Below are 15,361 nucleotides of genomic sequence, written 5' to 3' on the forward strand. Positions count from 1 at the left end.
TAACTTAATGACATTGGACAAATGTCTCGCTTTTTTGCGAGGAATAGAAGATGAAATATTTAACGTTTAGACAATTACAAGACTAGTTATACTCAATGAAAATCAAAGAGCAAACTAGGAAGCTAGCCGCAGGCTGTACTGGAGTACGGCAAGGTGAAGCTGACGTAGTTTGAAGAGATTTTCGAAGAGTATTACTCGAACATTACCAGTAGTCTCGAACTGAGGAAGGTCTTTTTATCAAGCTAGTGGAGGAAGTCGGAGAAGTAGCCGAGGTTTTGAATAGGCGCTCTGGTCGAAAAGAAGGGATAGGATTCGAACGAGGAACTTGCCAGAGAACTGACTGATATCATTCACTACACCGTCGCAATCGTCGCCATCAACCATATTGACCTTACCAAGACTATCTTTGAGAAAGATAAGACTGCAGCCATTAAGTACTAACATGAACGTGATTTGGAAGGATTTTTGAAGGTGAAGGAGAATTGATGTCCTCTTCCTCCAACTTGAGAAAATCCTTGAAACATGATAAAATAAAGGATAAGGACTTTTAATAATTCATTATATAGAATGAGTGGATTTCTTTATGAAGAGGTTTGAAGTATCTACAGAAATTGGTAGTCTCTCTGTTACTTATCAAAAGCAAAAGAAAGTGCTAATTTGTCTAAACGGAGCAGGTTTGCTACCAAGTTATGAAAATTTTTCACTTATACTCGAAAAACTTCCGTCCACAATTGGTTATTTGACAATTGATTTTCCGAACACAGGTAGAAGTCCGATTCATGACCAAGCTGGAAAAAATCTGGATAATCTTGCAGATGCAGTTTATGAAGTACTTGAAGAATTGGTGATTTCTGAATATATACTTTGTGTACATAGTTTGAGTGGAATTTTAGCTTGCAAATTGCTCAACAAACCAATTAAGTGTCAGGCTTTAGTAGCAATTGAACCGACAACTAAAAACGTCATGTTTGCTGATTTTTCAGAAAATCCTTATCCAGAAATGGAAGAGCAGATGAGGCTGATTGATGAGTGTGGTCCTGAACTTTATTTTAAGAACTTAACTCAAGCAACATTTAGTCCTGAAACGAATAAAGAAATCTGGGAAATAATGCAAGAAAAAGGTTCAGAGTTGGAAAATCAAGATCCAGGATTTCAGATATCTGGAGAGATTACTGAGGAAGATTTTGAGGATGTATCAATACCAGATTGTATCCCTGTATTTGTTTTTTGTCAGCCTTACAGAGAAAAAGAGTACAGAGAATCAGAATATTGGACTTCCAATGCTAGACTCATTTTAGGAGGGAATCACCATTATTTACAGTGGTCTGAATCCGAAAAAATTGCGACTATTATTCGAGAATTGTCAGAATAAGATGGAAAGAAGGAGACTACAGGAGACAAGATGAACTACTTTAATGTTGGGAAAATCGTCAATACGCAAGGGTTGCAGGGTGAGATGCGAGTCTTGTCTGTGACGGATTTTGCAGAAGAACGGTTTAAAAAAGGGGCTGAGCTAGCTTTGTTTGATGAAAAAGATCAGTTTGTTCAAACAGTGACCATTGCTAGCCACCGTAAACAGAAAAACTTTGACATTATTAAATTCAAAGATATGTACCATATCAACGCTATCGAAAAGTACAAGGGATACAGTCTCAAGGTCGCTGAGGAAGATTTAAACGATTTAGACGATGGTGAATTTTATTATCACGAGATTATCGGTTTGGAAGTCTATGAGGGTGATAATTTGATTGGAACCATCAAGGAAATCCTGCAACCAGGTGCTAACGATGTCTGGGTGGTCAAGCGAAAAGGCAAGCGTGACTTGCTCTTGCCTTATATCCCACCAGTGGTTCTCAATGTTGATATTCCAAATAAACGGGTCAACGTGGAAATCTTAGAAGGGTTAGACGATGAAGATTGATATTTTAACCCTCTTTCCAGAGATGTTTTCTCCACTGGAGCACTCAATCGTTGGAAAGGCTCGAGAAAAAGGGCTCTTGGATATCCAGTATCATAATTTTCGAGAAAAGGCTGAAAAGGCCCGTCACGTCGATGATGAACCATATGGAGGCGGTCAGGGGATGCTGCTCCGAGCCCAACCTATTTTTGATGCTTTTGATACTATTGAAAAGAAAAATCCGCGCGTTATTCTCCTCGATCCAGCTGGAAAGCAGTTTGATCAGGCTTATGCTGAGGATTTGGCCAAAGAAGAGGAACTGATCTTTATCTGCGGTCACTATGAGGGCTATGACGAGCGCATTAAGACCTTGGTGACAGATGAGATTTCCTTGGGAGACTATGTCCTTACTGGTGGAGAACTGGCGGCCATGACCATGATTGATGCTACGGTACGCCTGATTCCAGAAGTGATTGGCAAGGAGTCTAGCCACAAAGATGATAGTTTTTCTTCTGGGCTTCTCGAATACCCTCAGTACACACGTCCCTATGATTATCGAGGTATGGTTGTACCAGATGTATTGATGAGTGGCCACCATGAAAAGATTCGTCAGTGGCGTCTGTATGAGAGTTTGAAGAAAACCTACGAGCGCAGACCGGATTTGCTTGAACATTATCAACTGACAGCAGAAGAAGAAAAAATGCTGGCAGAAATCAAAGAAAACAAAGAATAAAGGAGATACCTATGCAAGTAATCAAACGTAATGGCGAAATTGCTGAATTTAATCCAGATAAGATTTACCAAGCCATCTTAAAGGCAGCCCAGACTGTCTATGTATTGACAGATGATTTGCGTCAAAACCTTGCACAAGTCACTAAGAAAGTGGTTTTGGATTTGGAAGAGGCCAAGGTGGAACGTGCTACTATTAGCATGATTCAGTCTATGGTTGAACATCGTCTACTGGGTGCAGGTTACATTACCATTGCAGAACACTACATTTCCTATCGTCTGCAACGTGACTTGGAAAGAAGTGGTTATGGAGATCATATCGCAGTTCATTTACATTTTGAACAAATTCGCTAAGAAAAAAGAGTGGGATGAAGCAACTACATCTCACTCTTTCTTAAATCTATTTTTTTGGGCTGTTTGGACAGTTGAAGGGACAAATCGCAGGCGTTGAATATCGCTTATGCGGATAATACGGGTCACATTTTTGGCAAAATTTTTCACGATAATTTGCTGGCCTTGTTGATCGTATTTGATGATATCACCTGTAAAGCTTGTCTCAGACAAGATAAGGTGAACAGCAGTTTGTTTCTGGATAGCCTCTTCAATAGTGGCTGTAAGGGAGTTGCTTTCAGTATGGTCAGGTTGGTCATGTCCATTTAAAAAGTCATGTATTTTATCTAGAACTTGCTGGAATTTATGTCTCATAGTGGCCTCCCTTCTTTTATATCAATATTATATAAAATTTTCCTAAAATCTACAAGATTTTACGAATAATCAGATGAAAGCTAAAAAAGGAGAAGAAAATGGCAGAATTTACATTTGAAATCGAAGAGCACTTGTTGACTCTTTCTGAAAACGAAAAAGGTTGGACTAAGGAAATCAACCGTGTGAGCTTTAATGGAGCCTCTGCGAAGTTTGATATTCGTGCTTGGAGTCCAGACCATACGAAGATGGGCAAAGGAATTACTCTTTCCAATGAAGAATTTCAAACAATGGTGGATGCTTTTAAAGGAAACTAAGTTTTCAAAATAAAAGAAAAGGATACTGAGTTATGACAACTCGATATCCTTTTTTAGTTAGCAAAGTAAGCCTGATTTTTAAGGCGTTGAAGTAGAGGACGACTAATCAAACTAATAGCTAGAAGTTTACCAAGGTCTGGAATGATAAAGGGAATGACCCCCACAACAAGAGCTTTTTCAAATGCCATTCCAGCTAGAAAATGCAAGCTGAGAATCCCTCCGACAAAGACAAGGGCATCACCCAAGAGATTTGCAAGAAAAATATTGACAATTCCGCTCTTGCTGTTGGTTAGAGAGGAAGTAAGTCCAGAGTAAACGAGATAAAACCAAAGATAGCCTGCAGTAGGGCCAACTAAAGCTTGAAAACCAGCTCCACCTCCTGCAAACACAGGAAGACCGATAGCACCTAGAAGAAGATAGAGTCCAACAGAAAGTACAGCCTCTCTCGGTCTAAAGACAGTAGCAATCAAGCCGATTGCAAAGTTTTGCAGAGTGAAGGGAACAGGTCCAACTGGAAGACTGATTTGTGCCAAAACAGCAATGAGAGCAGCCCCAATAGCAGGGATAGCATAAATGTGAGCTTTTTTCAAAATAGTTAACCTCTTTTCTGATGTATAGTAACTATTATACTCATAGAGGAATCATTGTCAACCAATTTTTTAAAACAAGGTAACAAAAACTGTAACGGCCGATTTTGCTTATTGGTTAAGTTGGATAATTTTTTTGTTGATTCGAAAATTGTCTGTATAGATAATCCTATTTTATTAATAAAAAATATACTAGTAAATACTTGACAAAGTAAAAAATAAGTGTTATATTAAAAATGTAAACGGATGCATTTAGATGTGTTCAATTTTAAAAGGAGGGGTAGTTATGAGATATTTTAACGACTCTAGATACCATAACGGTGATTAAAAACCTAAATATAATCAATTCATATTAAAGTAATATGGAGGGACTAAAAAGAGACTATTATTTAATCTTCATCAAATATTTAAATTCAAGGAGAAGTAAAATGAAAAAAAGAATTAATAAGAAAGCATCTGTTTTTCTAGCTGCAAGTGTTTTCAGTTTTAGCTTTGCTACTGCAGCTAGTGTTGTTAGTGCAACTACAGCACACCCTGCTCCATATCCGATTATTGATGTATGGCAGTATGGTGTAGATAATAGCTATGGTTATTCAAATTACTTTGTTAGTTCTCCAAATAATATTGGTTCAAAATCTTCAGTAACGAATTATTGGGGAACCGTTAAAGCTTACGATAAAAAAGATTATGGATGGGCATATTCAAGTGCAAAAAAATCTTGGAGCGATATTCGATTAAATGCATATTGGGATTATTATAGATTTTAAAAATAATTTATGAAAACAAGAGGCCCAATTATAAGATTGGGTCTTTTGTAATATGGTAATTGCTTATGAAATTAAAATTATGTATCATTGGATTCTTCTTTTGTTTGATTGCTACAATTGGACTGGTCACTATTAGTGATACCGAAATCCCCATACCTTTACCAATTGATGGTGCTTTTTCTATCCAAGGAAAAAGTAATCTTTCTAATAACGAAATATACGAAATGGTTCGTGACTTATCAAAAACGGAAAAGGTTACCATTTACAAGCCAATCGTTCAGAGTTCGGGTCAGTTGAAGTATGTAAATTTTGATGATGTAAATAATGAACAATTAAAGTCAGCACCAATAATAGGGATGTATTATACCCTTGGGAAAATGGATGTAGATAGTTTGAAACCACTTACGATGACGGGGCTGCAAACAGTCTATATGGCTTATCCTTGGTATATAGGAGGAATATTACAATTCACTGGAACTTTAAGAATACTGTTAATGGGTTCAATTTACTTAACTTTATTAGTTGTTTTATTTGTTGTTAGGACGAGGCAGATCAAAGAAGGAGTGATACGACGTTCTTTGGGCTTGACTGTATACGATCTAAGAAGAGAGTATGGCATTTCTCTTATTTTTGAACTGATTATGATGGCTTTATTGATGATTTCTTACAGTTCTTTTTTGGGTAATGGTTTCTTCACCTATAGCTCTAAGTTATTTTTCTCTCTGCTTTTAACGAATTTTATACTATTTCAAATCATTGATCTCATCACCTTTGTTTTATTTTGGTTGACGATTCAGATTGAAAAGCCCATTGAAATTATTAAAAACAAGGCAAAAAACAAGCTTATTTTTGTCGTATGGCTTGTCATTATTTCGATTATCATCCTTGTCTCAGGAATTTTTTTACAAGAAACAAAGAGTAGTCAATCTAGTATGAACATACAAATACAGAATTTAGTACCGTGGGACACAGTAAAAGACTGGAGAAGGATTGAGTTCCTTGGAATTGAAAGTAACTCTGCTAAAAATGGAGAAGTTAATGATTCAGATGGTCAGTATCTACAGATAGTTGCTGCCTTAAAAAACTTAGATTTCTTATATATAGAACGATCTTCAGCATATGTTCCAGATTTTATGAAAACATCTCATGTTTTAGAAGACTTTTCTAAACAATTAGAAAATGACGGAATAACGAATCCAGAAATAAATAAAGAGTTGATTTATATTAATCAAACAGGTGCTAACCTACAAAATAAAGTGAATGGGACAAACTATCATCTTTTAGATAATAAGATAGCAACCATCTATATTCCTGAGAAATGGAAAGAAAACCAGAAATCTATTGAGAATACAGTTGTAGCAGAACAATTTATTGGAACACACTATACAAAAGAACAGCTTGCAGTACAAATAATTCCTGATGGGGAAAAAATTTTTTATTTTAATGAGGATGCTGATATCGATCATAAAAATAAAGATATTTTACCGCTGGCAAGTGTAGCAGATAGCCAAGATAACATTGTTGTTGTGTTAGATACGGACAAAATGATGGAAAATAATAAGTTTACTTTGGCTAGTAATATAACTAATAAGTCTCTTTTTAGTCCTGAAGCGGTAAAAAAAATAAATGAGATGACTGTCCCGTTGAATTTCTCAATGAATCCAGTAGATGTTTACCAAATTGTGAAATTAAAGATTCAATCCTTAGAGCACCAAATTTTACTTTCACAAATCTTGCAGAAGATAATTTACAGTATTATCTTTATACTCATTTATCAATATGTCCAACTTTTTATTACTCTAAAACAGAATGAATATGTGAAAAAAATCATTTTGGGTCTTTCAAAAACATATATAGCAATTTCAAGTCTCAAATATTTTATGATGACTATTACAATGGTTATTCTATTTACATTTCTTGTGACAGGGCAAATAGAGTTGCTATATATTGGAGCGGCTTCTCTGCTAGTTTTGATGTTGTCAATCATAATGAGTTTTAGAAAATTATCTGAAAGCTACACTAAAATTTTAAAAGGAGATGAATCATGACAATTGACCTTTTGAACGTTTCAAAAAGTTTCGGCTCAAAGAAGATCTTTACAGACTTAAATTTAATATTTGAATCTGGAAAAAGCTATGCATTGATTGGAGGTTCTGGCTCCGGTAAAAGTACCCTTCTTAATATTATAGGAAGATTAGAAAAAATTGACAGTGGGAATGTTTTAGTTGATAAACAAGATATTTGGAAGATAAAAGAAAGAACTTTTTTTAAAAATACTGTTGGATATGTATTTCAGAATTATTCTTTAATAGATAACAAAACAGTATATGATAATCTGAGCCTTATCACTAAAGACAAAAAAACAATAACTGACGTACTTGAAAAAGTAGGACTGTCAAGTGACTATTTACACCAAAAAATATATGAATTGTCTGGAGGGCAGGCTCAACGTGTAGCTATTGCCAGAATGTTAATGAAACCACGTAAAATTATCTTAGCAGATGAACCTACAGGAGCTTTAGATGGTGAGATTGGAAAAGAAATTATTCGTTTACTATTGAATGAAACAACTGAAGATAAATATGTCATTATAGCGACACATGATCCAGCTGTCTATAACGAAGTTGATGTGATAATTGACATGAAAGATATAGGGTATAAGGTATGAAAAAGAAAATTTATATTGCTTTGATCTTTGTAACTGGGGTACTCGCCATTTTCTTTTTTGGAAAACAAATGATTACAAAAGAAAATATCAATAAGCCAACGGTAGAGTTAACAATCTATACGCTTTCTTCTAGTGATACAGAAAAATGGAATAAAGTGAGACAAGTAGAAACGGAAGAAGCTATATACTTCATAACTGTGAAAGAAGTATCATCTTCAGAAGAAGTATTTTCAAACATCATTGCAAATGGAGCTGCTACGGGGTTCGGAGTTCGTGAAGAAGAAGTGAAGAAATTCAATAATGGTTTAGGAGACACCATAGAGGACTCTAAGCATAATAAACTAATTGAAATAGAATTTTTTACTTTTTCTGATGATGGCGCGGGATTTGTGGTAGCAAACTTTGACTACGGTAAAGAAGAGTTGAATTCTCAGAAAAAAGATATAAAAGAATTATATAAAAAAATATATGAATCTTTTAAAGAAAAGAATAAATGATTGTATTATAATCCTTGTATTTTGCTATGGTTTGTTAATTGATTTTTGCATATCTTACTTCAACATACTATAAAATAAAACATAAGAAAACGAGTATCTCCAACTACGGAAATACTCGCTTTTTGATATTTAGAAGTGTTTTTTGCTTTGCTTCTTTTGTTTCGATTAACGCATGGTTACAAATTCTTCAGATGAAGTTGGGTGAATCGCTACAGTTGCGTCAAAGTCAGCCTTGGTTGCTCCCATTTTGATAGCAACGGCAAATCCCTGAATCATTTCATCAACGCCGTAGCCAATTCCATGAAGTCCGACAACTTTTTCTTCTGAACCAGCTGTTATGAGTTTGAAACGGGATTCTTGACGGTTGCGAGTGCAAGCAGAGTACATAGATGCAAAGCTTGATTTGTAAACCTTGATTTGGTCTTGACCGTATTCTTTAATAGCTTGCTCTTCTGTCAAACCAACAGTTCCGATAGCAGGGTGTGAAAAGACAACAGTTGGAATAGTTGAGTAATCCATTTTTGCAGTAGTTTTTCCGTTAAAGAGACGTTCAGATAAAGTACGTCCAGCCTTGATAGCAACTGGAGTCAGTTCTTTTTCACCTGTTACATCACCTAGAGCATAGATTCCCTCAACAACAGTATTTTGGTATTCATCCACTTGGATAAAGCCACGTTCGTTCAGAGTGACTCCAGCTTTTTCAAGTTGCAAGCCCTTAACGTTTGGACGGCGGCCTGTAGCCCAGATAACTTGGCTAGCTGTGTGACTAGTACCATCTTCGAAATGAATGGTAATGCCGTCAGCAGTTTTTTCTAACTTGGCAGGGACTTTGTGAGTATGAAGTGGTAAGTTTGTTCTTTCCATTTCCTTGACCAAACCTTCAACGATGTAGGAATCAAAACCACGTAAAGGACGATCGCGGCGAACAAAGAGGTCTGTCTTGACACCAAAAGTGTGGAGTACGCCAGCCAATTCAACGGCAATATAACCCGCGCCTAGAATAGCAACTGACTCTGGAAGTTCTTCCCAGGCAAATACATCATCAGAAGAGCCACCTAGCTCAGCACCAGGAATATTAGGAATACTTGGATGGGCACCAGTAGCAATCACGATATGTTTAGCACGAATCAGTTCACCATTTACGCTGACAGTATGAGAATCTACAAATTCAGCATGACCTTCAATCAAGTCTACACCGTTGCGTTTAAAACTACCATCATAAGAAGAACGAGCACGATCAATGTAGGCTTCACGATTGCGACGTAGGGTTGCAAAGTCAAAGTTAAGATCAGTAGTCTTAAGACCGTAGTCTTCTCCAAATTGATGGAAAGTCTCAGCGATTTGCGCCCCGTACCACATGATTTTTTTAGGAACGCAGCCGACGTTGACGCAAGTTCCACCTAGTTTCTTTTCTTCAATAACGGCCGCTTTGGCTCCATGTTCACCAGCACGGTTCATGGTGGCAATTCCTCCGCTACCTCCACCGATAGCGATGATATCGTATTCTCTCATTGAAAACTCCTTTGTACTCTTTTAAATAGTAGAGTGTCATTTTTTGATAGTCATATTCTATCTTTTTTTTGATGTGATTGCAAAAATCTGCTACGCACAAAAAATTGCAAAAAAGCTTGCCAAATAAGTCAAGATAGTGTATTATATAACTAGTACAATATAAAAGGAGGATTTCCGAACGATTGTTTAATCCTGAACTGTCATTATTTCCATCTGAACTGCATTGTTTGCTGGAGGGAAATTTGGTATAATAGCAAAGTATTGTAAAAAAGAAAAGGAGTTTCATTATGAAGAAAAAGAATGGTAAAGCTAAAAAGTGGCAACTGTATGCAGCCATCGGTGCTGCGAGTGTAGTTGTATTGGGGGCTGGGGGGATTTTACTCTTTAGACAACCCTCGCAAACCGCTGTAAAAGATGAACCTACTCATCTTGTTGTTGCCAAGGAAGGAAGCGTGGCATCCTCTGTTTTATTATCAGGAACAGTAACGGCAAAAAATGAACAATACGTTTATTTTGATGCTAGCAAGGGAGATTTAGACGAAATCCTTGTTTCTGTGGGCGATAAGGTCAGCGAAGGGCAGGCTCTAGTCAAGTACAGTAGTTCAGAAGCCCAGGCGGCCTATGATTCAGCTAGTCGAGCAGTCGCTAAGGCAGATCGTCATATCAATGAACTCAATCAAGCACGAAATGAAGCCGCTTCAGCTCCGGCTCCACAGTTACCAGCGCCAGTAGGAGGAGAAGATGCAACGGCGCAAAGCCCAACTCCAGTGGCTGGAAATTCTCTTGCCTCTATTGACGCTCAATTGGGTGATGCCCGTGATGCGCGTGCAGACGCTGCGGCGCAATTAAGCAAGGCTCAAAGTCAATTGGATGCAACAACTGTTCTCAGTACCCTAGAGGGAACTGTAGTCGAAGTCAATAGCAATGTTTCTAAATCTCCAACAGGGGCGAGTCAAGTTATGGTTCATATTGTCAGCAATGAAAATTTACAAGTCAAGGGAGAATTGTCTGAGTACAATCTAGCCAACCTTTCTGTAGGTCAAGAAGTAAGCTTTACTTCTAAAGTATATCCTGATAAAAAATGGACTGGGAAATTAAGCTATATTTCTGACTATCCTAAAAACAATGGTGAAGCAGCTAGTCCAGCAGCTGGGGCTAATACAGGTTCTAAATACCCTTATACTATTGATGTGACAGGCGAAGTTGGTGATTTGAAACAAGGATTCTCAGTAAGTGTTGAAGTCAAAAATAAGAGTAAAGCCATTTTGGTTCCTCTAACAAGTGTTGTGACTGAAAATGATAAGAACTATGTCTGGGTGCTTGACGAGCAGAAAAAGGCCAAGAAAGTGGAAGTTGGTTTGGGCAATGCTGATGCAGACAACCAAGAAATCACTTCAGGTCTGACAAATGGAGTCAAGGTCATCAGTAACCCAACGTCTTCCTTGGAAGAAGGAAAAGAGGTGAAGGCTGATGAAGCAACTAATTAGTCTAAAAAATATCTGCAGAAGCTATCGCAATGGTGACCAAGAACTGCAGGTTCTCAAAAACATCAATCTAGAAGTGAATGAGGGTGAATTTGTTGCCATCATGGGACCATCTGGTTCTGGGAAGTCCACTCTGATGAATACGATTGGCATGTTGGATACACCAACCAGTGGAGAGTATTATCTTGAAGGCCAAGAAGTGGCTGGACTGGGTGAAAAACAATTAGCCAAGGTTCGTAACCAACAAATCGGTTTTGTCTTTCAGCAGTTCTTTCTTCTATCGAAGCTCAATGCTCTGCAAAATGTAGAATTGCCCTTGATTTACGCAGGAGTTTCGTCTTCAAAACGGCGCAAGTTGGCTGAGGAGTATTTAGACAAGGTTGAATTGACAGAACGTAGTCACCATTTGCCTTCGGAATTATCTGGTGGTCAAAAGCAACGTGTGGCTATTGCTCGTGCCTTGGTAAACAATCCTTCTATTATCCTAGCGGACGAACCGACAGGAGCCTTGGATACCAAAACAGGGAATCAAATTATGCAACTATTGGTTGACTTGAACAAAGAAGGAAAAACCATTATCATGGTAACGCATGAGCCTGAGATTGCTGCCTATGCTAAACGTCAGATTATCATTCGAGATGGAGTCATTTCATCTGACAGTGCTCAGTTAGGAAAGGAGGAAAACTAAGATGCAGAATCTGAAATTTGCCTTTTCATCTATCATGGCTCACAAGATGCGTTCTTTGCTTACCATGATTGGGATTATTATCGGTGTTTCATCAGTTGTTGTGATTATGGCTTTGGGAGATTCCCTATCTCGTCAAGTTAATAAAGATATGACCAAATCTCAGAAAAATATTAGCGTCTTCTTCTCTCCTAAAAAAAGTAAAGATGGGTCTTTTACTCAGAAACAATCAGCTTTTACGGTTTCTGGAAAGGAAGAGGAAATTCCTGTTGAACCGCCAAAACCGCAAGAATCCTGGGTCCAAGAGGCAGCCAAACTCAAGGGAGTGGATAGTTACTATGTAACCAATTCAACGAATGCCATCTTGACCTATCAAGATAAAAAGGTTGAGAATGCTAATTTGACAGGTGGAAACAGAACTTACATGGACGCTGTTAAGAATGAAATTATTGCAGGTCGTAGTCTGAGAGAGCAAGATTTCAAAGAGTTTGCAAGTGTCATTTTGCTAGATGAGGAATTGTCCATTAGTTTATTTGAATCTCCTCAAGAGGCTATTAACAAGGTTGTAGAAGTCAATGGATTTAGTTACCGGGTCATTGGGGTTTATACTAGTCCGGAGGCTAAAAAGTCAAAAATATATGGGTTTGGTGGCTTGCCTATTACTACCAATATCTCCCTTGCTGCGAATTTTAATGTAGATGAAATAGCTAGTATTGTTTTTCGAGTGAATGATACCAGTTTAACCCCAACTCTGGGTCCAGAACTGGCACGAAAAATGACAGAGCTTGCAGGCTTACAACAGGGAGAATACCAGGTGGCAGATGAGTCCGTTGTATTTGCAGAAATTCAACAATCGTTTAGTTTTATGACGACGATTATTAGTTCCATCGCAGGGATTTCTCTCTTTGTTGGAGGAACTGGTGTCATGAACATCATGCTGGTTTCGGTGACAGAGCGCACTCGTGAGATTGGTCTTCGTAAGGCTTTGGGCGCAACACGTGCCAATATTTTAATTCAGTTTTTGATTGAATCCATGATTTTGACCTTGTTAGGTGGCTTAATTGGCTTGACAATTGCAAGTGGTTTAACTGCCTTAGCAGGTTTGTTACTGCAAGGTTTAATAGAAGGTATAGAAGTTGGAGTATCAATCCCAGTTGCCCTATTTAGTCTTGCAGTTTCGGCTAGCGTTGGTATGATTTTTGGGGTCTTGCCAGCCAACAAGGCATCGAAACTTGATCCAATTGAAGCCCTTCGTTATGAATAAGATCAACAAGATGGACACTCGTCTATCTTGTTTTTGTATGGATTTCCCTATCGAAATTCATTAAAAATGTGATATAATGAAGTGTTAGAAAAACAGGTTTCATTTGCCTGGAAAGGAAAAATTATGTCTGAAAAAAATTTTTATATTACAACGCCGATTTACTATCCATCTGGGAAACTTCATATCGGTTCTGCCTACACAACTATCGCATGTGATGTCCTAGCACGTTACAAACGCCTGATGGGCTACGATGTATTTTATCTGACAGGTCTTGATGAACATGGTCAGAAAATCCAGCAGAAAGCGGAAGAAGCTGGTATTACACCTCAAGTCTATGTTGATAGAATGGCGGTTGGAGTTAAAGAACTCTGGCAATTACTAGATATCTCATACGATAAATTTATCCGTACAACTGATGACTACCATGAAAAAGTTGTCGCACAGGTCTTTGAACGCTTACTTGCTCAAGATGATATCTACTTGGGTGAATACTCTGGTTGGTATTCAGTATCAGACGAAGAATTCTTTACAGAAAGCCAGCTGGCAGAAGTTTTCCGTGATGAAGCTGGAAATGTGACTGGTGGTATTGCTCCATCAGGTCATGAGGTTGAATGGGTTTCTGAAGAATCATACTTCCTTCGCCTTAGCAAATACCAAGACCGTTTGGTCGAATTTTTCAAAGCTCATCCTGAATTTATCACGCCAGATGGTCGCCTTAATGAAATGCTACGCAACTTCATCGAGCCAGGTTTGGAAGATTTGGCGGTATCTCGTACAACCTTTACATGGGGAGTGCCTGTCCCATCAAATCCAAAACACGTTGTCTACGTTTGGATTGATGCCCTTCTTAACTATGCGACAGCTCTTGGCTACGCTCAAGATGAACATGGTAACTTTGACAAGTTCTGGAATGGAACAGTCTTCCATATGGTAGGAAAAGATATCCTTCGCTTCCACTCTATCTACTGGCCAATCCTTCTTATGATGTTGGATGTTAAATTACCTGATCGTTTGATTGCCCATGGTTGGTTTGTCATGAAAGACGGAAAAATGTCTAAGTCAAAAGGGAATGTCGTTTACCCTGAAATGTTGGTAGAGCGTTATGGACTAGATCCACTTCGTTACTACCTCATGCGTAGCCTTCCAGTTGGTTCAGATGGAACCTTCACTCCAGAAGACTATGTCGGCCGTATCAACTATGAATTGGCTAATGACCTTGGCAACCTCCTCAACCGTACGGTTTCTATGATTAACAAGTACTTTGATGGACAAATCCCTGCCTATGTAGAGGGCGTAACAGAGTTTGATAATGCTCTTGCTCAAGTAGCAGAGCAATCAATCGCTGACTACCATACACACATGGAAGCAGTTGACTACCCACGTGCGCTTGAAGCAGTCTGGACTCTTATCTCTCGTACTAATAAATACATCGACGAGACAGCTCCATGGGTCTTGGCTAAGGATGAAGCTCTTCGTGACCAATTAGCAAGTGTTATGAGCCACTTGGCAGCCAGCCTTCGTGTCGTCGCTCACTTGATTGAACCATTTATGATGGAAACTAGTCGTGCGGTTATGACTCAACTTGGCTTAGCAGAAGTTTCTAGTCTTGAAAACTTGAGTTTGGCTGCTTTCCCTGAGGGTGTAACAGTAGTTGCCAAAGGAACACCAATCTTCCCACGCCTGGATATGGAAGAAGAAATCGCCTATATCAAGGAACAAATGGAAGGCAACAAGCCAGCTGTCGAAAAAGAATGGAATCCAGACGAAGTCGAACTCAAACTAAGCAAGGATGAAATCAAGTTTGAAGACTTTGACAAGGTTGAAATCCGTGTCGCAGAAGTCAAAGAAGTTTCTAAAGTTGAAGGCTCTGATAAGTTGCTTCAATTCCGCTTGGATGCAGGTGATGGCGAAGACCGTCAAATTCTCTCAGGAATTGCAAAATACTATCCAAATGAACAAGAATTGGTCGGCAAGAAAGTTCAAATCGTTGCCAATCTCAAACCACGTAAAATGATGAAAAAATATGTCAGCCAAGGGATGATTCTCTCAGCTGAACATGATGGAAAATTAACCCTTCTCACAGTTGATTCAGCTGTACCAAATGGAAGTGTGATTGGGTAAAAGTATACAGGACTAGTTCATGCTAGTTCTGTTTTTTATTATGGCTTCAAGCCAGTTTTTCTCGTAGAGAAAAACAAGAAAACCACCAGCTATGCTGGTGGCTGACAAGGCCTCTAGCTTCCATTTATTTT

General features: G+C 38.3%; 16 protein-coding genes and 1 pseudogene. 14 read left to right on the forward strand and 3 right to left on the reverse strand.

Features of this window, described 5'->3' with window-relative positions; translation table 11 throughout:
* Window positions 1–191: 191 nt before the first annotated feature.
* From HT703_RS11650 to HT703_RS04525, 5 genes and pseudogenes are all read left to right on the forward strand, one after another.
* Window positions 192–441, forward strand: a pseudogene (locus HT703_RS11650) (MazG nucleotide pyrophosphohydrolase domain-containing protein); the annotation flags it as partial.
* 142 nt (window positions 442–583) lie between these two features.
* Entirely contained in the window at window positions 584–1,372 is a 789-nt protein-coding gene (locus HT703_RS04510; protein WP_000819188.1) for an alpha/beta hydrolase, read from the forward strand.
* 30 nt (window positions 1,373–1,402) lie between these two features.
* On the forward strand, window positions 1,403–1,921 hold the full coding sequence (gene rimM, locus HT703_RS04515; RefSeq protein WP_001105891.1) for a ribosome maturation factor RimM: 519 nt from the start codon (window positions 1,403–1,405) through the stop codon (window positions 1,919–1,921).
* Window positions 1,911–2,630 carry a tRNA (guanosine(37)-N1)-methyltransferase TrmD gene (trmD, locus tag HT703_RS04520; RefSeq protein ID WP_049513504.1) on the forward strand — a complete coding sequence of 240 codons (720 nt, stop codon included), beginning with the start codon at window positions 1,911–1,913 and terminating at the stop codon, window positions 2,628–2,630. Before rimM ends, trmD begins: the two co-directional genes overlap by 11 nt.
* Window positions 2,631–2,641: 11 nt before the next feature.
* Window positions 2,642–2,980: an ATP cone domain-containing protein gene (locus tag HT703_RS04525; protein WP_001196047.1), complete on the forward strand. Its 339-nt coding sequence runs from the start codon at window positions 2,642–2,644 to the stop codon at window positions 2,978–2,980.
* Between the two features lie 30 nt (window positions 2,981–3,010).
* Here the strand turns inward: HT703_RS04525 and HT703_RS04530 are convergent, their stop codons facing one another.
* Complete coding sequence (locus HT703_RS04530; RefSeq protein ID WP_001216094.1) at window positions 3,011–3,331, reverse strand: hypothetical protein; 321 nt, start codon at window positions 3,329–3,331, stop codon at window positions 3,011–3,013.
* A gap of 98 nt (window positions 3,332–3,429) precedes the next feature.
* On the opposite strand from HT703_RS04530, the gene HT703_RS04535 reads away from it, so the two are divergent.
* The gene (locus HT703_RS04535) at window positions 3,430–3,645 is read left to right on the forward strand and encodes a YdbC family protein (protein ID WP_000807430.1); all 216 of its coding nucleotides are present in this window, start codon (window positions 3,430–3,432) and stop codon (window positions 3,643–3,645) included.
* 53 nt (window positions 3,646–3,698) lie between these two features.
* Here the strand turns inward: HT703_RS04535 and HT703_RS04540 are convergent, their stop codons facing one another.
* Window positions 3,699–4,235, reverse strand: coding sequence for a biotin transporter BioY (locus HT703_RS04540; protein WP_023933578.1), 537 nt, complete (start codon window positions 4,233–4,235; stop codon window positions 3,699–3,701).
* A 425-nt stretch (window positions 4,236–4,660) separates the two neighbouring features.
* Here HT703_RS04540 and HT703_RS04545 point away from each other — a divergent pair, with 425 nt between their 5' ends.
* The 4 genes from HT703_RS04545 (at window position 4,661) to HT703_RS04560 (ending at window position 8,164) form a co-directional block, all read left to right on the forward strand.
* Window positions 4,661–4,999, forward strand: coding sequence for a hypothetical protein (locus tag HT703_RS04545; RefSeq protein ID WP_054392992.1), 339 nt, complete (start codon window positions 4,661–4,663; stop codon window positions 4,997–4,999).
* Between the two features lie 65 nt (window positions 5,000–5,064).
* Window positions 5,065–7,047: a hypothetical protein gene (locus HT703_RS04550; RefSeq protein ID WP_000768909.1), complete on the forward strand. Its 1,983-nt coding sequence runs from the start codon at window positions 5,065–5,067 to the stop codon at window positions 7,045–7,047.
* Window positions 7,044–7,667: an ATP-binding cassette domain-containing protein gene (locus HT703_RS04555; RefSeq protein ID WP_023935831.1), complete on the forward strand. Its 624-nt coding sequence runs from the start codon at window positions 7,044–7,046 to the stop codon at window positions 7,665–7,667. The genes HT703_RS04550 and HT703_RS04555 overlap by 4 nt, the downstream gene beginning before the upstream one ends.
* Window positions 7,664–8,164 carry a hypothetical protein gene (locus HT703_RS04560; protein WP_000727307.1) on the forward strand — a complete coding sequence of 167 codons (501 nt, stop codon included), beginning with the start codon at window positions 7,664–7,666 and terminating at the stop codon, window positions 8,162–8,164. The genes HT703_RS04555 and HT703_RS04560 overlap by 4 nt, the downstream gene beginning before the upstream one ends.
* A 165-nt stretch (window positions 8,165–8,329) precedes the next feature.
* Here HT703_RS04560 and gor read toward each other — a convergent pair whose 3' ends face one another.
* A complete protein-coding gene (gene gor / locus HT703_RS04565; protein ID WP_050261892.1) occupies window positions 8,330–9,676 on the reverse strand; it encodes a glutathione-disulfide reductase in 1,347 nt (448 codons plus the stop codon).
* Between the two features lie 287 nt (window positions 9,677–9,963).
* Here gor and HT703_RS04570 point away from each other — a divergent pair, with 287 nt between their 5' ends.
* From HT703_RS04570 to metG, 4 genes are all read left to right on the forward strand, one after another.
* On the forward strand, window positions 9,964–11,163 hold the full coding sequence (locus HT703_RS04570) for an efflux RND transporter periplasmic adaptor subunit (protein WP_000728649.1): 1,200 nt from the start codon (window positions 9,964–9,966) through the stop codon (window positions 11,161–11,163).
* The gene (locus tag HT703_RS04575) at window positions 11,147–11,848 is read left to right on the forward strand and encodes an ABC transporter ATP-binding protein (RefSeq protein WP_000811473.1); all 702 of its coding nucleotides are present in this window, start codon (window positions 11,147–11,149) and stop codon (window positions 11,846–11,848) included. The genes HT703_RS04570 and HT703_RS04575 overlap by 17 nt, the downstream gene beginning before the upstream one ends.
* Before the next feature lies 1 nt (window position 11,849).
* Entirely contained in the window at window positions 11,850–13,109 is a 1,260-nt protein-coding gene (locus tag HT703_RS04580; protein ID WP_001180416.1) for an ABC transporter permease, read from the forward strand.
* 123 nt (window positions 13,110–13,232) lie between these two features.
* Window positions 13,233–15,230, forward strand: a complete 1,998-nt coding sequence (metG, locus tag HT703_RS04585) for a methionine--tRNA ligase (protein WP_054392991.1) — start codon at window positions 13,233–13,235, stop codon at window positions 15,228–15,230.
* The last annotated feature ends 131 nt before the right edge of the window (window positions 15,231–15,361 follow it).

This window comes from Streptococcus sp. 3874 (assembly GCF_013276425.1).
GTDB lineage: Bacteria > Bacillota > Bacilli > Lactobacillales > Streptococcaceae > Streptococcus > Streptococcus pseudopneumoniae.